This window comes from Mesorhizobium sp. M1D.F.Ca.ET.231.01.1.1 (genome assembly GCF_003999155.2).
Taxonomy (GTDB): domain Bacteria; phylum Pseudomonadota; class Alphaproteobacteria; order Rhizobiales; family Rhizobiaceae; genus Mesorhizobium.
Map to the genome: position 1 here is coordinate 158,263 of NZ_RZOZ02000009.1, position 19,837 is coordinate 178,099.

Here is a 19,837-nt window from a genome sequence, read left to right on the forward strand (position 1 = left end):
CAATTTTCAGGCGGCCAATCGAATCTCGCCTGTTGACCCGCCACATTGGCTTCTGATTTGAGTACGCAGGCGGAGAAGAGTTCCCGATCAGACATGGCCCAGCGCGCTTTCAACCTGCCGAATATCCTCACCTACGCCCGCATCGTAGCGGTGCCGCTGGTGGTGCTGTGCTTTTTCCTCGAAGGCCATCTGAAGTCGTCCGACTTCGCCCGCTGGTCGGCACTGGCGATCTTCCTGCTCGCCTCCATCACCGACTATTTCGACGGTTACTTCGCGCGCGCCTGGCAGCAGACGTCCAACATCGGCAAGATGCTCGACCCGATCGCCGACAAGCTTCTGGTCGCCACCTGTCTGCTCCTGCTCGCCGCCGACACCGACCGGCATGCCGGCATTGCCGGCTGGTCGCTCTGGGCGGCGATCATCATCCTGTGCCGCGAGATCCTGGTTTCGGGCCTGCGCGAATATCTGGCGGCGCTGAAAGTGTCGGTGCCGGTGACGCAGCTCGCCAAGTGGAAGACCACCATCCAGATGGTCGCCATCGCCTTCCTGCTCGTCGGCCCGGCCGGCGACAAGATCTTCCCGCTGACCACCCAGATCGGCCTGGTGCTGTTGTGGATCGCGGCGCTCGTGACCCTCTACACCGGCTACGACTATTTCCGCGCCGGTCTGAAGCACATCATGGACGAGTGAGATGTCAACGAAACTTATCTATTTCGCCTGGGTGCGCGAGCGGATTGGCAAGCCGGAAGAGCATGTCGAGCTGCCGGCGGGCATCGAGACGGTAGCCGACCTTTTGCGCTGGCTGAAGTCGCGCGGCGAGGAATACGAAAACGCGCTGCAATATCCGGACGTCATCCGCGTCGCCATCAACCAGGAACATGTCGGCCACCGCGAGAAAATCGCGGGCGCGCGCGAGATCGCGCTGTTTCCGCCGATGACCGGGGGCTGAGATGGCGAGCGCCGTCGTGCCGGCCATCCGCGTCCAGCGCGAGGATTTCGACATTGCCGCCGAGATCGCCGCCTTGACGAGGGGCCGCGCCGACATCGGTGCCGTGGTCACCTTCTCGGGGCTGTGCCGCGACGAGCGGGGCGCGCTTGCGGCGCTTGAGCTCGAGCACTATCCCGGCATGGCCGAGGCCGAGATCGGCCGCATCGCCGCAGAAGCCATCAAGTGCTGGCCGCTGCAGGGGCTCACCGTCATCCACCGCCACGGCAAGATCGCGCCAGGCGAGAACATCGTGTTGGTCGTTGCGGCCTCCGCCCACCGTCAGGCGGCCTTCGAGGCGGCGAATTTCCTGATGGACTACCTGAAGTCGCGCGCACCATTCTGGAAGAAGGAGCACCGCGCAGATGGCTCCGAAGGTGGCTGGGTAGAAGCTAAGGAGGCCGACGACGAGGCCGCCGGCCGCTGGAAAAAATCGGATGGATAAACTTCGGGCGAGGTACCGGGAAGCCCAAAGTCGACCGCGCACGGTCTCAGAGGCAGCCGAATGTCTTCGAAATCCAACAAATGGCTGTCCGTAGCATCTGCGCTCGATAAGGCGCCACGCAAACTCGTGCTCTGCCCGTCCTGTCAGACAGCGACTCTTGTCGTACATGATGTACCTTTTGGCGACGAAGGCAGGTTCGAGCGCTGGGTTCATTGCCCTCTATGCGAGGACGGCACGCAGATCTTATATGGCCCACAAAATTCAAATTGATCCACTGCTGGCTGCGGCCATTGATTGACCGCAATCCTTCCTGAACCTGCAATCGGTTTGATTTGCTTTGCGGAGCAGGGTCATGCTGGACAGGATCGCGGAGTTCTTCATCTTCGGCCTGGTGCCGCTGGTCGTCGGCGTACTCGCCGTGCCGGAAATCTCCGGCGCCGCGGAGAAGACATTGACGGGCGAGGTGACCTATCGCGAGCGCATCGCGCTGCCGCCCGATGCCGAGCTTTCGGTCGAGCTCGCCGACGTGTCGCTTGCCGATGCGCCGGCGACGATCATCGCTCAGCGCAGGATCGTGCCGGCCGGCCAGGTGCCGACCAAGTTCGAGATCGGCTTCGATCCCACGGCGGTCAAGCCCGGCAGGACCTATGCGCTGCAGGCCCGCATCACCGTCGAAGGCCGGCTGCTGTTCGTCACCGACACCCGCCACCGGGTCGATCCGCTGGACGGCAAGCCGCAGACCGTTGTGATGAAGATGGTGGCGCCCGCCACCGAGCCGGATGCCGCGGCGCTCTATGGCCAGAGCTGGCTCATAGAATATATCGACGGCATCGGCGTCATCGCTGAACCGCAGGCGACGTTCCGCGTCAGCGAAGCCGGCAAGGCGGGCGGCAAGGGACCTTGCAATACTTACTTTGCTACCGCCAAGGTCGATGGCGAGAAGATCGCCATCGGCGACATCGGCTCGACCAAGATGGCCTGCGCGCCGGACGTGATGGCGCAGGAGAAGGCGCTGTTCGACGCGCTCGGCAAGGCTGCGTCATACCATGTCGACGCCGGCAAGCTCGTCATCGCCGACAAGGACGACCGCGTGATCCTGCGCTTCAACGCCGCGAGCTGAGGTCTCGACAAAGGGTGCTACACGCCGGGGCGGCGCGAAGGATCGCAAGCTGGGTCTTTCCTTGCACGCCACGACAATATCCCACGACTGCCGGAATAATCCGGGCGCCCGAGGCGTTACCTTTTCAGTAAGGCGGGCAGGCAAAAGGGCTGTTTCCAAAAACATCCCTTCACTGAAGCCGCCAGACCGAATGCGCGGCTCGATCTGGCCACTCAAAAGGAGACCAGACATGAAAAAGCACGCGCTCATCCTTGCCGCCACTGGTGCGTCGCTCCTCGCCTTCGCCGGCATTGCGAAGGCGGACGATCACCTGTTCAATGCCACACAGCATGGCCTCAGCCTCGACAGCCAGCCCTACCAGACCAACAAGGCCGGCCACAGCGGCGATCTTGCGCCTGGGCAGGGCAGTCCGTTCACCGGCGAAGAGACGAAGACGCCGGCCACCGACAACGAAACGGCTAATGATCATGCGAATGTGAAGGACCGCCAGCCGAAGTGACCTTGAAGCCCGCCGTGGGGGGCGGCGGTTTTCTGGCCGCAGAGCGGGTCGCGGTTGGCAGCTAGCGGGGTACAGTTCCGGGCATCGAACAGTCGAACGCCGGGGCGCTTGGCTGTGCATAGGAAGCGAGTCTGGGTCGCGTGGGCAGGCCGGCGATTTCTAGAAGCAGCTTTCGCCGGATCGCCACCTCGAACAAAGCGAGGTCGTCAATTCCGATCACAAATGCGTCCGGCCCACCGATGACGCAATGCTCATAGTACAAGGAAAGATACTGTCGGCCAAAGGACTGAAAGCCGTTGGAGGCACCATGCGCGAGCGATATCGGCAAGCCGTTGATGGTGATCCCCGAGCTTGTCAGCATGTCACGTACAGGTCCGACCGGCGGGCCGGCATTGTTCGGACCATCGCCGGATATGTCGATCACCCGGCGCTCGCCCGACGCCAGGCTGTTCGCCAACAAGCCGGCCGCCGCCAGCAATCCGCCGGAAATGGATGTGCCGGCTTCCGCCATGATTGGCTTCGTGGCGAGCGCGTCAGCGAAGCGCTTCGCATCTTCGGCGCTGCCAACAATAGTCCACGGCAAGACGACATGTTGATGCCCCGGCCCAGCCCACTCGAGATAAGACACCGCTATCGCGCCGCGCGCGCCCGATCCTATTGCCCACGCGAGGTCCGGATGGCGGAAGGCACTTACGTAGCCGTCGCGCTGGATCTTTTGCTCGGCGAGACTCATCGAGGAAGACACGTCGACTGCGAGGATCAGTTCGAGGTCGACGCCGGGCTTTCGTAGATCGCCTGCCACTATCGGAGAACAGGGGCTGCTGGCGAGAAGCGCTAGTGTCAGAAGACACGATCCCGGGGGCCCTCGTCTCATACGCGGGGCGGTTCCATGTTTCTCAAGCAATGCCGCCATCCGGCCCAAGCTTCCGGCACCTTCATTGACCTCGGCAATTGAGCAGAAATGTGCGCTTGCAGGCGGTTGCGCGCTTCACCCGAACGGGTGAAGCTGGCAATCAGCAGCGTGAAGAAGCTCGGAAACGCGACAGCAGCGCCGTGAGCTCGGCCTGGCGATGCGTTCCGGTCTTGGCGAGAATCGCGCGGAGTTGAGTTCGCGCCGTTTCGCGGCCGATCGCCAGCCGCGCGCTCGCCGCGTCGATGCCGCCGCCAGTGGCAAGGCTGGAGGCCAGCCGCGCTTCGGCCGCGGTCAGCTGGAAAGCCAGGCCAAGCAACCGTTCCGACGGGATCTTTTCGCTGACGAGATCGGTGAAGCTAAGCAGGAAGTCACCACCGTTGAACAGGTCGCGCACGAATGACGTCATAGGCACGATCTCGGCCAGCATCCAGTACGCTCCGTCGCGGGCGACGACTTCCGGCTCCGCCGGAAACGTTCCGTCTTGTGGGCTTTTGACGGCCATATGAATCATCCGCTGAAGACGTGAATCGCTCTCGCGATCCGCCGCGTGGATGCGGCTGTGTCGGACCATAAGGCCAGAGCCGAACAAGGCGTCCGCGTGCTTGTTGCAACGCCTGAGACCGCCGCGGCTATCGAGCAGCGCTGCCGCACAATTGAACTGGTCGAGCATGGTCAATGTCGGGTCAAGCGAAACATCCCAGATCTTCTCGGCCAGACTGACGATGCGGGCTAGGTCCGGCGCCACGCGCAGAAAATGCTCGGCTTCCGACATTTCAAAGGGGCCGCCCTTTGTGGCATCGCGGTACATCGACAGGACCCATTTGCGTCGCTTGACCGGGAAAACAACGGCGGCCCAAAACTCGCGATGCCCCGGACGGGCTATCTCCTGATAGTAAGGCAGGAGCCTTCTTTCCTCTGGCGTGGAGATTTCGTCTTCGACGGTGAAGCAGGGCGCCGGCTTCGACAGCCGCGGCTCCCTTTCCGGATGCGGATCCGGCGCGTCTCGGGCGTTCGCGACCCAGAGCTCCGTGAATTCGGCGTGTTCCAGCGAGTCCGGCGTCGGTCTGGTTCGCTTGCTTTGATCGCTGCGGAACGGATGCGTGTTGTCGTGGGTGCGGACAGCGCAACTCGTCACGCCCAGGCAATCAGCCAAGTTTTGCAGGGCCACCGGCCACCGTCCGAATTCGAAGGCGGCATCGTAGCAATCTTCGATCGCGAATGCGATTCCCCGATTGGCAGCCATTTCGAACTGACCTTCGCAATGGACGGGCTACCACCTATCCATATTAGCACAAGCTTGCGGAAAAAATCACAAGCAAACAACGCGACGAAGCGACGGCCGCAATCAAACTACGAGATTCTCGGGAGCGAGCGGCCAAGCGGGCTCTTGTCGTTCCATTGCAAGTTCATGGCATCGTCTGGATGCACGTGGCAACTTCCTCCAGCCGATTGACCGGGATGGCGGAAGCACCTAGTTTCGCCACAACAAAAATGGGGATGGGGTTCCCCCGAAACCGCCCCTTGGGCTGATGACTCCTGCCAGGCGTGCTTCGCGCGGCAGGATTTGCTTTTTCCGCTCGCCACATGCCTGTCTTTGGTAGCGCGATTCCCGCGAGGGTTTCGCCAGATGAAAGGCAATGAAGCGATGACCCTTGCGGCTTGCGCCCTGGTCCTGATCGGGGGCTTCTTCGGCGGTATTTGCCGCTTCTTCCTGTCGGGCCTGGTTGGCCGCAGCGTCGGCGAGACCTTTCCCTGGGGCACGCTGGCGGTCAACGTCTCCGGCGCGCTGGCCATCGGCGCGTTCGCCGGCGCGGCGCGGTCGGTCGGCGGCATCTTTTCCGCCGAGCTGGTGCGCGACCTGATCGTGGTCGGCCTGTTCGGCGGCTATACCACGGTATCGTCCTTCAGCCTGCAGACGCTGAACCTGGCGCTCGACGGCGAGCGGCGGCTCGCTGCCTTCAACGCCGTCGCTTCGTCGGCGCTCTGCGTGCTTGCGGTCGCCCTGGGCTTCCGGGTTGTCGTCTGGATGGCGGGGTAGGGCGTCATGTCCGGAAAAGACAGGCAGACGGAGTTTCGCCTCTATCTCTCGGTCGGCTGCGGCGCGGCAGTCGGCTCGCTGGCGCGCTTCCTGTGCGGCTATGTCATCGTCTCGCTGCTGGGCCTGAGCGCGCTTTACGCCACCGCTTTCGTCAACATCGTCGGCTCCTGGATCATCATGTTCTTTGCCACGCTGACCCGCCCGGACGGGCGCCTGATGGTCGGCCCTGCCGGCCGTCAGTTCGTCACCGGCGGCGTCTGCGGCGGCCTCACCACCTTCTCGGCCATGAGCCTCGACACCTTCATCCTGCTTTTCGAGGGCGACCTTGGCCTCGCCGCGACCTATCTTGCCAGCGTGGTCGTGCTGTCGCTGGCGTCCGCCTGGCTTGGCTACGCAATGGCGATCAGGATCAATCGATAATCAGGGAGGAGAACATGGAACTTCCCAGCCAATGCGTGCTGCTCAGGATCTTCTTCGGCGAGGACGACAAGGCGGCCGACGGCAAGCCGCTGCATGAGGCGATCGTCATCAAGGCACGCGAGACCGGCATGGCGGGCGCGACTGTGCTCAGGGGACCGCTCGGCTTCGGCCGCTCGAGCGTGCTCCACACCGCCAAGATCCTGCGGCTGTCGCAGGACCTGCCCATCGTCGTCGAGATCGTCGACGCGCCGGAGAAGATCGATGCGCTGATCCCTCAGATCAAGGCGCTGACCAGCAGCTGCCTGATCACCAGGGAGAAGGTCGAGGTGATCCGCTACGGCGACGGGGATTGAACCCGACCGTTCGATCAGCCATGGCGAAGACGACGGCTTACCGAGTCTTCGTCGAAAATGCCCGCGGAAAAGAGCTTCATGGCTTCGATCGCCAGCTCGGAGGCCTCGGGGCTGCCGCGGGTGATGCCCCGCTCCTCGCAGACCTGGTCATAGATACGCTTCAACAGGACGAGATCGTCCGGATAGGCAACGCCGCTTTCGGAAACATGGGATTTGATCATGCTTCCCTCCCTTTTCACGGGCGGAAGCGTGGTGGTCGCTCACAGCCGGCGACGCCCTTGCAACCTGTCGCCGATGCCATGGAGCTAGCGCGCGCTTCGCGTTTGTCCATCGCGGAATGAAGAAAGGGCGGCGCCGCTCGAGCGGCGCCGCCCTTATTCTCAGTCAAACGGCCAAGGCTCAGCCGACGATCTCGGTGTCCGAGAACCAGTAGCGGATCTCCTGCGCGGCGGTTTCCGGCGCGTCCGAGCCGTGCACCGAATTTTCGCCGATCGACAGCGCATGCACCTTGCGGATGGTGCCCTCGGCGGCGTTGGTCGGGTTGGTGGCGCCCATCACTTCGCGGTTCTTGGCAATGGCGTTCTCGCCTTCCAGCACCTGCACGACGGTTGGGCCCGACGACATGAACTCGACCAGCTCGCCGAAGAACGGACGATCCTTGTGGACGGCGTAGAAGCCCTCGGCCTCGCGGCGGCTCATCCACACGCGGCGCGACGCGATGACGCGCAAGCCCGCGTCCTCCAGCATCCTGGTGATGGCGCCGGTCAGGTTGCGCTTGGTCGCGTCCGGCTTGATCATGGAGAAGGTGCGTTCGATCGCCATTGGGTCGTCCTTGTTCTGGGAATGGAAATTGGAGTGGCGGGCTCTATACAAGCCGCCCGGCGGCTTGCCAAGGGGAGGCGGCTTGCCTCGTCTGCTCTGGCCAAAGCCTGCTCCTTGCGCGACAATGGACGCTTGCACACGCAAGCCAAAAAGAGATCCCGCCTGGGACCTGGAGGCAGACAATGAACTGGCCTCACCTCAGACCAGGAGACATCACCGGCGTTCTCTTCGTGGTCGTCCTTGTTGGTATCGTCGTCCTTCTGCTGCTGCTTTTTCGCGGACTGAAGCGGAACGAGAATTTCGGTTTCGGCCCGGAATGGCAGTGCACCCGGATGGAGCAGGGCGATCCGATCTGCGTCAGGCTGGTCGACAAGGATGCGCCAGACAAGGGCGCGCGGAGGTAGACGCTAAGAGCAGTTCATCGTTTCACGGAAACGCCGAGCTGCGCTAACCATTTGTTTTCACGCAATTCCGGCCGTAAAAGACCGTCACACGCTTTTTCTGGAATTGCTTTAAAGCTCGACCTCGATGGTCAATGTCGTATCGCCGGGCTTCAGCTGTTCACGTTGCCGCACCGAGGCCTTGACCGGCAGAAGCAGGCTTCCGGACGCCTTGTCGGGGAAGAGCGACGTGCTCCATCTTGTCTTGCCGATGACGGCCGTCACGCCGAGCGAGCCCCAGGGCCGCGCCCGCCCTGCCATCGCCGTCTTGATCCGGGCCGCGAGCTCCGCCGGCAGCGTCACGAAGTGCCAGCCGCCCTTGCCGGGATAGACCCAGATCTCGCCCTGCATCTCATAGCGCAGCATGGCGATCCCGCCGCCCGCGGCCCCGCGAGATCATCCCGTCACGCCGCGGCCGCGACCTGTCGGCCGATGCCATCATGCAGGCCGAGGCAGCGCTCGAACCACTGGGCCACGCTGTCGTCGGGCTCGAGCAGCCGATAGGGCGAGGCGATGCGCCCCCATTGCAGCGCGCCGAAGACGATGTAATCGGCAAACAGCGGCGATGCTCCGCCGATGAAAGGCTGGTAGCCGAGCATCGAGCGCAGCGGCTCCAGCGAGGCGCGGAAGCCGGCGAGCCCGGCGTCGCGGTTCGCCACCACATCTTCCAGCCGCTTGCCGTAACGCTCCTCACGGCTCCTCCGGAAATAGGCGGCGTTTGCCTCATCCTGCATCCCATTGAGATCCGTCAGTGCCACGGTCGCGACGTAAGGATGGATGGTAAGCTGCGACCAGCGCTCGATGAAGCGCGCCATTGCCTTGCCGCCTTCGCCGGAAAACAGCGTCGGCCGTTCCGGATAGGTCTCGTCGAGATAGAGCGCGATGGCGAAGGAATCGGCCACCACGCGGTCGCCGTCGCGGATCACCGGCACCGTCTTCGACACGCCGCCCTCCACCTCGGGCACTTCCAGGAAACGCGTCGGCACCTTGGTGGCGTCGAGCCCCTTATGGGCCAGCGCCATCTTGGTCTTCCAGCAATGCGGACTGAACGGGCGGTGGGCGTCGTGGCCGACGAGGTCATAGAACAGAATGGTCATTGCGGTTCCTGCGGGTTAGGAAGAGCCGGGATTCGTTGCGAACCGGATGGAAGAATGAAACAGCATTTCATGATGTTTGCGGCCTACAATCAATGGGCCAATGCGCGCATCTACGATGCCGCTGCCGATCTCAGCGACGAGGAATTCAACCGCGATACCGGCGCCTTCTTCGGCTCTATGATGGGAACGCTCAACCATATCCTGACCGCCGACCGTATCTGGATGAAGCGTTTCACAGGCGAGGGGCACGCACCGTCGTCCCTTGACGCCATTCTTTACAAGGCGTTGCCACCGTTGCACAGCGCGCGCGAGGCAGAGGACATACGGATCATCGACTGGCTCGGCGGCATGAGCGAGAAGGCGCTCGCCGGCCGCTTCTCCTACATGACGCTTTCCGATATGCGCACAGTCTCGCAGCGGCTGGCGCCGGCGCTCAGCCATTTCTTCAACCACCAGACCCATCACCGCGGCCAGGCGCATATGTGCCTCACCGTGCTCGGCAGGCCCTCGGTGCCGCTCGACCTGATGCTGTTCCAGCGCTCCGAGGAAGGCCGCGCCTACGCCTGAAGCTTGCTCGGATCTGGCTGGCCAATCCCAAAAATCTAATGCAATTTCGTCTATATTTTTAAAACAACAATATCGTGTTTGAAAACCACGATTAGCCATATGCGCAGAAGCTAAAGAAACCAAAAGCGCACTCTCGGCGTATCTCCTGTCTTAAAAAGTGCATGCGAGTGACATTGCAACAATGCTGCAATGCGGAAATAGAAAACCACAAGGAGAGTGTTATGGCTAGTATCGCAAAGAGATTCGCCAGCACGTTGGCGAGTGGTGCAATCATCGCTGTTCTTGCCATGCCGGCGAACGCGCAGAGCGTCGGGCTTGGAGGGGTTGGCGGCGTATCCGTAGGCGGCAACAGCGCCGATGCCAACGCGGGCGGCCCAAATGGGGCTGACGCCAATGCATCCTTCGGCGGCGGCAGCAGCAGCGCCAACGTTTCGATCGGCGGCACGAGCGGCGCCAACGGAACCGGCACCATCGGCGGCGGCGGTTCCACGGCCACGGCATCCATCGGCGGGACAAACGGGGCCGGAGCCGATGCGACTTTGGGCAACGGCGCCAATAGCGCGCTCAACGCGACGGTCGGCGGCACGAGCGGCGTTGGCGCCGGTCTTGGCGTTGGCGGCATCGTTCCTGGAGCTCTCGGCGCGACACCGCCCGGAACCCCGAACGTGGCTTCCGCCGTCGCCCAATTGTCGAGCGGCCAGCTGGCGCGGATGAAGAAGCGTTGCGTCGATGTGCTCAGCAGCGAAGGCACCTACGACCGCGATCTCAGGGCGCTTTGCCTGATGATTTCGCGTCGCTGACAGCGCCGCAGGTGGCATAGCCGGAACCAAGCTGTGAGGCTCTACGGCACTCTCCTACCGTGTCGCCGGCCGCTGCCGGCTGCATGCTGACGAGATCCTCCAGCCGTCGGAGAGCCCGCTGCGGTGGTAGGCCCTCTGACGCTTCAACCTTCGAGAGATCGAAAGGACAACTGGTTAACCAACGTCGCATTGAAGCTAATGTATTAGGATTTCGTTTGCGCTCGCACTGCACAATGGACCCGTTGCAGTGGGAGCAAATGCCATGCGCATCGATTTGTCCGCCACCAGTTGGGGCAGGGTGGTGGCTGTTACGGTCGCCGGCACCGCCTTCTTCATTGCTGCCGCCTTCTTTGTCGATTCCTTCAACTTTCCTTCGCTGTCGCCCGAGGCGCTGCTCTGGGCCAAGCTCACCGACCTGTTCCTGCCGCTCATCCTGGGCGGTTCCTTCCTGTTCTTCCTGATGTGGAAGATGCGCCAACTGGCCATCGCCCAGAGGGAGCTCAGCATCGTCGCTGCGACCGACAGCTTGACGGCGGTCTTCAACCGCGGCGCGTTCTCGATGCTGGTCGAGGCCTATCTCAACCAGGCCCGCAGCCATGACGTCGCCGATGCCGGTGCGCTGCTGATCGTCGACGCCGATCATTTCAAGTCGATCAACGACCGCCTCGGCCATGATTGCGGCGACGAGGCGCTGAAGCTGATCGCCAGGACGATCCAGGGCCAGCTCCACGGCGCCGACATCGTCGGACGCATCGGCGGCGAGGAATTCGCGGTCTTCCTTCCGGGCGCCGACGCAACGCGCTCCTTCCTGGTCGCGGAATCGATCAGGCTGCGCATCCGCGAGGCCGACTTCGCGCCCGGCGGCCAGCCATGTCCGCTTTCGGTCAGCATCGGCGGCATCGCTTTCAGCGGCCCCACCACCTATCACGCCATGTTCCAGGTCGCCGACAGGCATCTCTACAAGGCGAAATCGAACGGACGCGACCAGGTGAGCTTCGAAAGCCCGCGCAACCGGTTATCGGGCGAGGCCGCCAGCACGTTCCACTGATCGGTTCTGTGCGACGCACCTTACCGGCTCTCACTGGCGGCTGCGATTGAGCAGCGGCCTGTGCTGGCGGATGAGCTGGCGCTCGATGTCGAGACAGGGCCTGATCAGGCCCGCGGCCGTCAATGCCGGCTCGGGCTGATGGACAACCGCCGTCAGCATGCCATGCGCGGTCAGCAGGCCCAGCCACTTCAACGCTTCCCATTTCGGCGTCGCGCCGCCGTGCCCGGCCAGGCTCCGGTTGATATAGCCGGGATAGGAGAGCAGACGCTTGCCGGCCGATGCGCCGCAAGTGCCGATCCTGACCGGCTTGCCGTCGGCGGTGATCCAGACATAGACGGCCTCGCAAAGCTCGCACACCTTCGGGTCGGTTACCGTGACCCGGATCGACGACTTGTCGCGGCCGAGCCTCATTTCCGCCGCCGGTTTGAACTGGTCGTGATCGAGAAACATTGGCATCCCTGCTGCATGTCCGCAAACCTGCACGGGGAAGGCGAATGTTCTGTGCGCTGTTTCACGCAGCCGGCTGGTCTGTGCGCTGTTTCACGCGGCGGACCGTTCTATGCGGTGTTTCATGCAGCGCGGAAAAAGTTCGCAGAGGGCCGGCCAGGCAGCGGCATGCATAGGGGAAGACCCGTCTGAGAGCCATCTCAGACGGGTTTAGTCGGGCCGTTGTCGGCGTCAGGCGGGCCGATCTCAGGCGGCGAAGCCGCTATGGCCGCGCGCGACCGGCTTTACCGAGACGATCGGCTGATCCGACGGCCATAGGATGCCGGCCGTCACCGCGAAGGTGATCAGCGCATCGCGCGCCGATTCGGCGGAGATATCTCCGGCCCGTGCGGCTTCGCAGGCCTTCGCCGCGGCGCCGTAGCTCAGCCGCCGGCGCGACGGCGGGAACTCGGTCAGGAACTCATGCATGTCGGACAGCGAAGCGATCATGCGCTTGCGCCCGGCGCCGACACTGACTGCGACCGGCGTGAGGAAGAACCTGTCGTGCATTGAGACCTCTCGGATTGGGGCGGAGGACGGCGGGCTGCCGGCCTCGGTCTGGACGCCACACAACGCGCCTGGGGGCGCGAGGTTCCACGTTGGGAGATCTTTTCCTGCCGGCCGCCAGAGGCGGCAATCGCGAGGCAGATCGTCATGGGCCGGATCTGGTCGTGATCGCCATCACCGCCGGGGGTTGCGGGACGTGGTAATGTGCTGACAACACCAGCAGGAGGATGGCAACCCCTGCGAACAACATCGCAACAATGTTGACGAAGAGCTGGCCGGCCCGTTCGGCAAGCCGTTGCCGCCAACTCATCGCCGATGGGATCAAGCGCATTGTCCACCTGTCCTACAGGCGCCGCCCGCCGCGGCGTCAATTTCGTGAAGGGGATGGCTCCTAGTATCGCCAGCCTCCATGGCGGCCACAGCTCCAGGCTCTCTTCACGACCCAATGATGGTGGTGCCAGCGCTTGTGCACCCTGACCATGCAGTCGCGATGGTGACGATAGCTGCGCCAATCGCGCATCTCGTATCGGCTGCTGTAGCGCCAGTTGTCGTCGCGCATGTGATGGCGGCGCCAGTAGTAGTCGTCATTGTACCGGCCCATGTCGTCATCAGTGATGATGGTCAAGCTTGTCGCCTGCGCCGCAATCGTTGTCGGTGCCATGGCAGCCACGCCGAGCATGGCGGCTAGAATAAGATTCTTCATTGCAGCCTCCTTGCATTAGATTTTCCTAACGGAAATCCATTGCCGGGTGAAAAGTTCCATGGCGAAGGCTGCAGGGCGGTTGCTCGTTGTGTTGGCGGGTCGGGCGATGTTCGGGCGGATGCTATTTCCACATGCCGCGCATGCGGGCACCGAGATCGACCTTGACGCCCGGCCTTTGGCGCGGGTCGTCCTTGATCGCGGCGCTTGCCCAGGATGACTGCTCGAAGGCTTCAAGCATCGAGGCCGGAATGAAGCGGGTGCGCGAGGCATAGACGTGGCGGTCGCCGCGCGCGGGCTGGTTGTGCGGATAAAAGCGCTGCGGCACCACCAGATGCAGGCTGTCCTTGGCCCGCGTCATCGCCACATAGAGCAGCCGCCGCTCCTCCTCGATATCCTCCTTGCTGCCGACGCCGAGATCGGCCGGGATGCAGCCGTCGACGGTGTTGAGCACAAAGACGTTCTTCCACTCCTGGCCCTTCGCCGAATGGATGGTCGACAGGATGAGGTAATCCTCGTCGCGATGCGGCGGGCCGGCCTGGTCGCTGGTGGCGTCGGGCGGATCGAGCGTCAGCTCGGTCAGGAAACGCTCGCGCGAGGGATAGCCCGACGCGATCTGCTCGAGCTGCAGGAGGTCCGCCCGGCGCGTGATCGCGTCCTCATGGATGCGTTCCATATGCGGCTCGTACCAGAGCCTGACCCGCTCGAGGTCGGCCGGCCATTTCGGACCGGCGCGCAACCCGCTGTAGATATCGAGGAAGACCGGCCAGTCTGCAGCCGTGCGCTGCGGCGGCCGGAAGCGGGCAAGGCCCAGCGTCTCGTCCAGCGACGTCGCCATCGCCTCGACGATCTGCGAGGCGGCGGAAGGGCCGATGCCCGGCATGAGCTGCAGCACGCGAAAGCCGGCGACGCGGTCGCGCGGGTTCTCGGCGAAGCGCAGCATCGCCAGCATGTCCTTGACATGGGCGGCGTCGAGGAACTTCAGGCCGCCGAACTTCACGAAGGGGATGTTGCGGCGCGTGAGCTCCACCTCCAGCGGCCCGCTGTGATGCGAGGCACGAAAGAGCACCGCTTGCGCCTTCAGCGCCGTGCCGGCCTCGCGCTCGGCCAAGATCGCGTGGCAGACATAATTGGCCTGCTCGGCCTCGTCGCGCACGCTGACCAGTTGCGGCTTGTGCGACGACCGGCGCTCGGTCCAAAGGTTCTTGGTGAAGCGTTCGCTGGCCTCGCCGATGACCTTGTTGGCGGCAGCCAGGATCGTCTCGGTCGAGCGGTAATTGCGCTCCAGCATGACGATCTCGGCGCCTTGCGTGAACTGTTTCGGGAAGTCGAGGATATTGCGCACTTCCGCGGCGCGGAAGGAATAGATCGACTGCGCGTCGTCGCCCACCACGGTTAGGCCGGCGCCGTCCGGCTTCAGCGCCAAGAGGATCGAGGCCTGCAGCCGGTTGGTGTCCTGGTATTCGTCGACCAGCACATGGTCGAAACGGCTGCCGAGATGCGCCGCGATCTCCGGCTCCGCCGCCATCTGCGCCCAATAGAGCAGAAGGTCGTCGTAATCGAGCACGTTCTGTGCCTGCTTGGCTTCGACATAGGCCGAAAACAGCTCCTTCAGCTGGTCCGCCCATGCCGCGCACCAGGGGAATGCCGCGCCGAGCACCTCGCCGAGCGGCGCCTGCGCGTTGACTGCGCGGGAGTAGATCTGCAGGCAGGTGCTTTTTGTCGGAAAGCGGCTTTCGGTCTTGGAAAAACCGAGCTCGTGCCGGGCGAGATTCATCAGGTCGGCCGAATCCTCGCGGTCGTGGATGGTGAAGGCGGGATCGAGCCCGATCTGCTCGGCATAGTCTCGTAAGAGCCTCGCGCCGATGCCGTGGAAGGTGCCCGCCCAGGCGAGCGCGTCGGCGATGATTGCCGCGTCGCGCCCCAGCACCTCGCCGGCGATGCGCTCGACGCGCTTGGCCATCTCCGACGCCGCGCGGCGCGAGAAGGTCATCAAAAGGATGCGGCGCGGATCCGCGCCCTTGACGATGAGGTGCGCCACGCGGTGCGCCAGCGTGTTGGTCTTGCCGGATCCGGCACCGGCGATCACCAGCAGAGGTGCTGCCACCTTGCCGTCGCCATGCACCACCGCCAGCCGCTGCTCGTCATTCAGCCGGGCGAGATAGGCGGGCGCTTCGAAGGACGAATCACGGGCGGCGATGTTCATGGCCCATCAAGCATCGTTTCCGCTTTGTTCGCAATACAACTCACGCGCTGGCGAATAGCGAAAGCGGTCCAACAGAGGGGAGATGCGCGGCAGGGCGGACGGGGCGCTCTCGCGCCGGCTTTCTGGACTTGGGTTCCTCGCCCCACCTTCGGCGGGGGCGAGGAAAGGCAACTACCGCTTCGGCTCTACCCCCATCGCGGCGGACTGGCGCCGCAGCGTCCGTCGTTCGTCCAGCGGCGCGGCATCGCCGGACATCTCATAGATGATCCTCATCGTGACGCGGTAGGCGCTGTAAGCGAACAGTCCGACAAGCAGCAGGCGGATCATGACCATCTCCTCGGTGCGTTGGATTGTTGGGAGTTCAACCGGGGCTTGGATGATTGGTTCCCGCCGGCCCACGCAACCAAACCGCCGCCGCCTCGTTTGCCCCAAAGAAAAAGGGGCAACCGAGAGGAGGTCGTCATGAAGAAGCTTCCTGTGCTGCTGGCTCTCGCGGCAGGGCTCGCGCTTGCCGCCTGCGACAACAGCGTGCCGCCGACCAAGGCACCAAGCGACACCGTCAATCAGAACCCGCAAGTCGACAAGAACCCGGTGCCGAAATCGACCACCGGCGGCGACCAGCAGGGCACACCGCCGGCGCAGTGATGGTGCGACGACGCGGGCAGGAATACTCGGCCGGAACAGGCGGCGGTGATCGGGAAATGACGCTGCCGCCACAGAAGAAGGCCGGCGCTGCTTGGGAGGAAGCTGGAAAGCGCCGGCCAAGCGGGAAATCAGGCCCGCCGCACACATGAAGATAGCTGAGTCTCTCCGCCGCGTCATGGCGTGATCGCGCAAGCCGGCTATCGATGGCTGGTGCCGTCTTTCAAGGACCGAGAAATCTTTGAAAAGGATTGCGTGTTCGCAGCCTGCCTCAGGCCATCGCCGCCCGCTTCACTGGTATGCCGGCGATCTCGAGATCCAGCTGGCGCTGCGTCAGCGCCGCCTCGGCCATGATCCACTGCTTGAAAACTTCGACCTTGCGGGCGCCGTGCGCGTTGATCGGACTGACGAAGTACCAGCCGGCGGTGTTGGGATGGTGCACCGCGAAGGGTGCCACCAGCCGTTCGGCGCGGATGTCGCTCGCCATGTAGGCGCGGTTGGCGACGGCAAAGCCCATGCCGGCATTGGCCGCCTCGTAGGACATCATGCAGGAATCGAAATAGATGCTCTTGGTTTCGCCCAGCACGAAGCTCGCGCCGGCAAAGGCCAGCCATGACTGCCAGTTCTGGGTGCACGTATCGGAGTGGAGCAGGGTGAAATGCCTCAGATCCTCGGGCGTTACCTTCGACGGCGGCTTGTCGCCCAACACCTCATGGAACAGCTTGCGGCTGCACACCGGCGTCAGGTCCTCCTTGAACAATAGCTCGCAATGGAGGCCGGGGAAGTTGCCGTCGCCGTAGCGGATCTCCAGATCGTATTCGGAGGCCGAGAATTCATGCGTCGCATAGGAGGTCGACACCCGCATCTCGATGTCCGGATACTGCCGCTGGAAAGTGGATAGGCGCGGAAACAGCCAGCGCGCGGCGAAAGTCGGCAGCACGCAAATCTTCAGCACGTGCAACTGGGACTGGCCGGTTGCCTCCATGCTTGCCGCCACGATCCGCTCCAGCGCCTCGCGCACGCGCGCCACATAGGTCTCGCCCTCCGGCGTCAGCGACACCGCATTGCCGCCGCGCTGGAAGATCTTGAAGCGCAGCTGGTCTTCCAGGCTCTTCACCCGCTGGCTGACGGCGGAGGCGGTAATGAACTGCTCCTCGCCGGCGCGCGTGAAGTTGCGGTGCCTGGCGGCACTTTCGACGATTTTCAGCGAGTTCAGGTTGACCTGACTGAGCAGACGCACGGGGTTCGACCTTTAGCTGCGCTTAAAGTAGCACCAGCATTCCTAAATTTACAGGGGCGGGCGGCTTAATCGACTGTTTACCAAGTGTTGCCCCTACCTTGGAGAAGTAGAATGAACGCCCATACAATCCCCGAACTGCGCTATGCGATGAGCCGCGAAGCCATCATCGGCCATGATACGGCGTGGAAAGTGTCGAGCTTCGGGGTCGCCCAGTATCTTCACGGCTACGACGCGCAATTGCTTGCCGCGATCGAGGAGGCGGCACTGAAGCTAAAGGCCAGCCATGCGGTGCACAAGCATCTCGACCTCACCTTCATCACCGGCGCCGATCGCTACATTCCGGAGATCAAGGAGCTGCTCAACGACAGGCTGCGGCTGGAACGGCTGTCCGACATGATGGGCACCAAGCTCGAACCCTATCCGCTGTCGATCGTCGGCTCGACCGTCACCTTCATGAACCCCAAGGACGGCGCCGTCGAATGGCACTGCGATGGCGTTCCGGTCACGGAGCTCATTCCGCTCTCGATCAGCGACCCTCTGATCGGCGGCCATCTTGAGATCTATTGCGACGATTCCGAGACCGGCCGCGCCATCCTCGAATCCGGCCGCGACCTGCCGCGCAACAAGGTCATGCGCATCGATCACAAGATGAACTACGCCACGCTCGGCCAGTTCCTCGGCGTGCTGCATCGCACCGCGCCGATCCAGCTCGGCTCGCGCGTCACCCTGGTGGTCAACCAGCGTTCGGTGACGAAGCCCTATGTCGACGACAACCGCATGTTCTACCTCGCCGCCGACAACGACCAGGACCGCGCCTGGGTGAACGAACTGGCCGACGACGTCTGGACGAACCAGCTGCCGGCCTATCGCCGCCATGCCGAAGAACATCCGGTGTCGAAGCGGGCCGCCGAGCCGGTCGCGGGCGGAGCAAGGGAATCGTGGTAGTGGCAGATGACCCGGCTCGGCTGCCTTCGGCGTCGCCGAGCCTCGCTCCGGTCATGGTCGAAAGCCAGCAATCCCGGTCCAATGGTGCCTCGACCGCGGCGCTGGCGTTTGCCTTCGGCGCCGTGGCGCTCTGGGCGACCAATGCCCTGGTCGGCAAGACACTGCTTGCGAGCCACCCGGTGTCGCATGTGCAGTTTTTGCAGTTCTGCGGCGCGGCGTTGGTCTTTGCGCTGATCAGGCTTGCGGGCGCTTCTCCTTCCCCCCTTGTGGGGGAAGGTGGATCGGCGCGCAGCGCCGAGACGGATGAGGGGTGTTCCAGCGAAGTGAGACGTTGGCGTTCGCTGGAACACCCCTCATCCGACCTCGCTTCGCGAGGCCACCTTCTCCCACAGGGGGAGAAGGAAAGGACCCCGGTCGCCGCCTACGCCGTCGGCTTCATCGGCCTCGTCGGCACCATGGTGCTGCAATACGTCGCCTTCGCCTCGATGCCGGTCATCGAGGCCAATCTCGTCGCCTATACCTGGCCGCTTATGGTGGCGGCCGGGATCATCGTCATCGGCAACCCGAAGCGGCCGCTGTTGCTTGGGCTCACCGCCGCGCTCGGCTTCGCCGGCGTGGCGCTGGTGATCTCCGGCGGACGCGCGCAAGCCTGGTTCGAAGGCGGCCTCGTTGGTTATTGCGCCGCCTTGGGCTCGGCGCTTTGCATGGCTTTCTATTCAATCGCCGTGGGCCGTCTGGCCGTGCCGCCCGACCGCCTGCTTTTGCCCTCCGCGGTGCTCGGCGTCGCGCTGACCTTTGCCTGGTGCCTGCACGACGGCGTCTGCGGCATGGGCGGCCTGGATTTGCTGCTCGGCCTCTATCTCGGCGCCGGGCCGATGGGGCTCGGCTATTATTTCTGGTCGCGGGCGCTCAGCCTCGACCAGGGCGGCAGGCTCGCGGTCGTCGCCTATCTCACGCCGATCGCTTCCACGCTTTTGCTGGCGCTGTCGGGCGAAAGCCTGTCGATGACGGCCATTGCCGGCGCTGTCCTCGTCATCGGCAGTTGCATCGCTGTAGGCATCGAACGTCCGGAGGCCTGAAGACCATGCCAGGAAACATGCCAGGAAACATACTTGACGACGATGAACGCCGCGCCTGGCAGGAGGCGCATTGGCTGGTGAAGGAATTCGGTGCCGACGCGCAGCTCTATGCCGCCATGAAGGCCGAGAAGGCCATCGAGCAGAAGGATTTCGGCCGCTGCGCCCGCTGGAAACGCGTTCTGGATATCCTGGCCGGCGGCGGACCGGCCACCCTCCGGCGCGGGGCCGCCGCGAAATAAGCGACTCGCGCCATCGAATCGGGCACGATCGGTCATCCGGACGTGATTCTGTTCGCCAGCATCCATATCCGTCCTGAATTCGATTTTTGCAGGAATTACTCGCAAAAATCGAAGTGCTGCCCGGTCATTTCCGGTCTTGCGCCGGATTTCAGCGCGTAAAGTGTTTGTTATAGGTATTAGAATTCCTAACTTGCGCGGTCGCGATCCGCAGTGAAAACATACCTGCGGTATTGAGTCTCGTGCGTT

At 63.5% G+C, this 19,837-nt stretch carries 29 protein-coding genes and 1 riboswitch; of the genes, 16 read left to right on the top strand and 13 right to left on the bottom strand.

Annotated elements, in window-relative coordinates; all coding sequences use genetic code 11:
• Window positions 1-93: 93 nt before the first annotated feature.
• From pgsA to EN874_RS22970, 5 genes are all read left to right on the top strand, one after another.
• A complete protein-coding gene (pgsA, locus tag EN874_RS22950) occupies window positions 94-690 on the top strand; it encodes a CDP-diacylglycerol--glycerol-3-phosphate 3-phosphatidyltransferase (RefSeq protein WP_126084923.1) in 597 nt (198 codons plus the stop codon).
• A 1-nt stretch (window position 691) separates the two neighbouring features.
• Window positions 692-949, top strand: a complete 258-nt coding sequence (moaD, locus tag EN874_RS22955; protein ID WP_040972157.1) for a molybdopterin converting factor subunit 1 — start codon at window positions 692-694, stop codon at window positions 947-949.
• Between the two features lies 1 nt (window position 950).
• Window positions 951-1,430 carry a molybdenum cofactor biosynthesis protein MoaE gene (locus EN874_RS22960; RefSeq protein WP_127427419.1) on the top strand — a complete coding sequence of 160 codons (480 nt, stop codon included), beginning with the start codon at window positions 951-953 and terminating at the stop codon, window positions 1,428-1,430.
• A gap of 352 nt (window positions 1,431-1,782) precedes the next feature.
• Window positions 1,783-2,550 carry a YbaY family lipoprotein gene (locus tag EN874_RS22965; RefSeq protein ID WP_127427420.1) on the top strand — a complete coding sequence of 256 codons (768 nt, stop codon included), beginning with the start codon at window positions 1,783-1,785 and terminating at the stop codon, window positions 2,548-2,550.
• Window positions 2,551-2,779: 229 nt separating this feature from the next.
• On the top strand, window positions 2,780-3,049 hold the full coding sequence (locus EN874_RS22970; RefSeq protein WP_127427421.1) for a hypothetical protein: 270 nt from the start codon (window positions 2,780-2,782) through the stop codon (window positions 3,047-3,049).
• A 61-nt stretch (window positions 3,050-3,110) separates the two neighbouring features.
• Here EN874_RS22970 and EN874_RS22975 read toward each other — a convergent pair whose 3' ends face one another.
• Both EN874_RS22975 and EN874_RS22980 read right to left on the bottom strand, forming a co-directional pair.
• A complete protein-coding gene (locus EN874_RS22975; protein ID WP_168247559.1) occupies window positions 3,111-3,851 on the bottom strand; it encodes a DUF1194 domain-containing protein in 741 nt (246 codons plus the stop codon).
• A gap of 211 nt (window positions 3,852-4,062) precedes the next feature.
• Entirely contained in the window at window positions 4,063-4,632 is a 570-nt protein-coding gene (locus EN874_RS22980) for a helix-turn-helix transcriptional regulator (RefSeq protein ID WP_135884710.1), read from the bottom strand.
• Window positions 4,633-5,446: 814 nt separating this feature from the next.
• Window positions 5,447-5,508: riboswitch (Fluoride riboswitch) on the top strand.
• Window positions 5,509-5,607: 99 nt separating this feature from the next.
• Here EN874_RS22980 and crcB (EN874_RS22985) point away from each other — a divergent pair.
• Genes crcB (EN874_RS22985) through EN874_RS22995 form a run of 3 tightly spaced genes read left to right on the top strand, consistent with a single transcriptional unit; the run spans window position 5,608 to window position 6,773 of the window.
• The gene (gene crcB, locus EN874_RS22985; protein WP_127427533.1) at window positions 5,608-6,000 is read left to right on the top strand and encodes a fluoride efflux transporter CrcB; all 393 of its coding nucleotides are present in this window, start codon (window positions 5,608-5,610) and stop codon (window positions 5,998-6,000) included.
• 6 nt (window positions 6,001-6,006) lie between these two features.
• Window positions 6,007-6,420, top strand: coding sequence for a fluoride efflux transporter CrcB (gene crcB / locus EN874_RS22990; protein ID WP_127427424.1), 414 nt, complete (start codon window positions 6,007-6,009; stop codon window positions 6,418-6,420).
• 14 nt (window positions 6,421-6,434) lie between these two features.
• Window positions 6,435-6,773, top strand: coding sequence for a DUF190 domain-containing protein (locus tag EN874_RS22995; protein ID WP_126084915.1), 339 nt, complete (start codon window positions 6,435-6,437; stop codon window positions 6,771-6,773).
• 14 nt (window positions 6,774-6,787) lie between these two features.
• Here the strand turns inward: EN874_RS22995 and EN874_RS23000 are convergent, their stop codons facing one another.
• The gene (locus tag EN874_RS23000; protein ID WP_127427425.1) at window positions 6,788-6,994 is read right to left on the bottom strand and encodes a hypothetical protein; all 207 of its coding nucleotides are present in this window, start codon (window positions 6,992-6,994) and stop codon (window positions 6,788-6,790) included.
• 178 nt (window positions 6,995-7,172) lie between these two features.
• On the bottom strand, window positions 7,173-7,595 hold the full coding sequence (gene ndk, locus EN874_RS23005; protein ID WP_127427426.1) for a nucleoside-diphosphate kinase: 423 nt from the start codon (window positions 7,593-7,595) through the stop codon (window positions 7,173-7,175).
• A gap of 182 nt (window positions 7,596-7,777) precedes the next feature.
• Between ndk and EN874_RS23010 the strand changes: the two genes are divergently transcribed.
• Window positions 7,778-7,999, top strand: a complete 222-nt coding sequence (locus tag EN874_RS23010) for a hypothetical protein (RefSeq protein ID WP_127427427.1) — start codon at window positions 7,778-7,780, stop codon at window positions 7,997-7,999.
• A gap of 108 nt (window positions 8,000-8,107) precedes the next feature.
• Here the strand turns inward: EN874_RS23010 and EN874_RS23015 are convergent, their stop codons facing one another.
• Together EN874_RS23015 and EN874_RS23020 are read right to left on the bottom strand one after the other, a co-directional pair.
• The gene (locus EN874_RS23015) at window positions 8,108-8,401 is read right to left on the bottom strand and encodes a DUF1905 domain-containing protein (RefSeq protein WP_127427428.1); all 294 of its coding nucleotides are present in this window, start codon (window positions 8,399-8,401) and stop codon (window positions 8,108-8,110) included.
• 38 nt (window positions 8,402-8,439) lie between these two features.
• The gene (locus EN874_RS23020; protein WP_127427429.1) at window positions 8,440-9,132 is read right to left on the bottom strand and encodes a glutathione S-transferase family protein; all 693 of its coding nucleotides are present in this window, start codon (window positions 9,130-9,132) and stop codon (window positions 8,440-8,442) included.
• Window positions 9,133-9,186: 54 nt separating this feature from the next.
• On the opposite strand from EN874_RS23020, the gene EN874_RS23025 reads away from it, so the two are divergent.
• The 3 genes from EN874_RS23025 (at window position 9,187) to EN874_RS23035 (ending at window position 11,547) form a co-directional block, all read left to right on the top strand.
• The gene (locus tag EN874_RS23025; protein WP_126084909.1) at window positions 9,187-9,699 is read left to right on the top strand and encodes a DinB family protein; all 513 of its coding nucleotides are present in this window, start codon (window positions 9,187-9,189) and stop codon (window positions 9,697-9,699) included.
• 161 nt (window positions 9,700-9,860) lie between these two features.
• Entirely contained in the window at window positions 9,861-10,499 is a 639-nt protein-coding gene (locus EN874_RS23030; protein WP_245513633.1) for a hypothetical protein, read from the top strand.
• 262 nt (window positions 10,500-10,761) lie between these two features.
• Window positions 10,762-11,547, top strand: a complete 786-nt coding sequence (locus tag EN874_RS23035; protein ID WP_127427431.1) for a GGDEF domain-containing protein — start codon at window positions 10,762-10,764, stop codon at window positions 11,545-11,547.
• Window positions 11,548-11,577: 30 nt separating this feature from the next.
• Here the strand turns inward: EN874_RS23035 and EN874_RS23040 are convergent, their stop codons facing one another.
• The 6 genes from EN874_RS23040 to EN874_RS33790 form a co-directional block, all read right to left on the bottom strand.
• Entirely contained in the window at window positions 11,578-11,997 is a 420-nt protein-coding gene (locus EN874_RS23040) for a hypothetical protein (RefSeq protein WP_127427432.1), read from the bottom strand.
• A 243-nt stretch (window positions 11,998-12,240) separates the two neighbouring features.
• On the bottom strand, window positions 12,241-12,543 hold the full coding sequence (locus tag EN874_RS23045; RefSeq protein ID WP_127427433.1) for a DUF982 domain-containing protein: 303 nt from the start codon (window positions 12,541-12,543) through the stop codon (window positions 12,241-12,243).
• A 142-nt stretch (window positions 12,544-12,685) separates the two neighbouring features.
• On the bottom strand, window positions 12,686-12,871 hold the full coding sequence (locus EN874_RS23050) for a hypothetical protein (RefSeq protein ID WP_127427434.1): 186 nt from the start codon (window positions 12,869-12,871) through the stop codon (window positions 12,686-12,688).
• 60 nt (window positions 12,872-12,931) lie between these two features.
• On the bottom strand, window positions 12,932-13,243 hold the full coding sequence (locus tag EN874_RS23055) for a hypothetical protein (RefSeq protein ID WP_127427435.1): 312 nt from the start codon (window positions 13,241-13,243) through the stop codon (window positions 12,932-12,934).
• Window positions 13,244-13,364: 121 nt separating this feature from the next.
• Entirely contained in the window at window positions 13,365-15,446 is a 2,082-nt protein-coding gene (locus EN874_RS23060; RefSeq protein WP_127427436.1) for an ATP-dependent helicase, read from the bottom strand.
• A gap of 171 nt (window positions 15,447-15,617) precedes the next feature.
• Window positions 15,618-15,773, bottom strand: a complete 156-nt coding sequence (locus tag EN874_RS33790) for a hypothetical protein (protein ID WP_168247560.1) — start codon at window positions 15,771-15,773, stop codon at window positions 15,618-15,620.
• 135 nt (window positions 15,774-15,908) lie between these two features.
• On the opposite strand from EN874_RS33790, the gene EN874_RS23065 reads away from it, so the two are divergent.
• The gene (locus EN874_RS23065) at window positions 15,909-16,091 is read left to right on the top strand and encodes a hypothetical protein (RefSeq protein WP_127427437.1); all 183 of its coding nucleotides are present in this window, start codon (window positions 15,909-15,911) and stop codon (window positions 16,089-16,091) included.
• A gap of 268 nt (window positions 16,092-16,359) precedes the next feature.
• Here EN874_RS23065 and EN874_RS23070 read toward each other — a convergent pair whose 3' ends face one another.
• Window positions 16,360-17,328: a LysR substrate-binding domain-containing protein gene (locus tag EN874_RS23070; RefSeq protein WP_127427438.1), complete on the bottom strand. Its 969-nt coding sequence runs from the start codon at window positions 17,326-17,328 to the stop codon at window positions 16,360-16,362.
• Window positions 17,329-17,439: 111 nt separating this feature from the next.
• Here EN874_RS23070 and EN874_RS33795 point away from each other — a divergent pair, with 111 nt between their 5' ends.
• Genes EN874_RS33795 through EN874_RS23095 form a run of 3 tightly spaced genes read left to right on the top strand, consistent with a single transcriptional unit; the run spans window position 17,440 to window position 19,591 of the window.
• Window positions 17,440-18,273, top strand: coding sequence for a hypothetical protein (locus EN874_RS33795; RefSeq protein ID WP_168247561.1), 834 nt, complete (start codon window positions 17,440-17,442; stop codon window positions 18,271-18,273).
• 53 nt (window positions 18,274-18,326) lie between these two features.
• Window positions 18,327-19,352: a DMT family transporter gene (locus EN874_RS34440; RefSeq protein WP_245513641.1), complete on the top strand. Its 1,026-nt coding sequence runs from the start codon at window positions 18,327-18,329 to the stop codon at window positions 19,350-19,352.
• A gap of 29 nt (window positions 19,353-19,381) precedes the next feature.
• Window positions 19,382-19,591 (top strand): hypothetical protein, encoded by a 210-nt coding sequence (locus EN874_RS23095; protein WP_127427535.1) that lies wholly within the window; start codon window positions 19,382-19,384, stop codon window positions 19,589-19,591.
• Window positions 19,592-19,837: the final 246 nt, after the last annotated feature.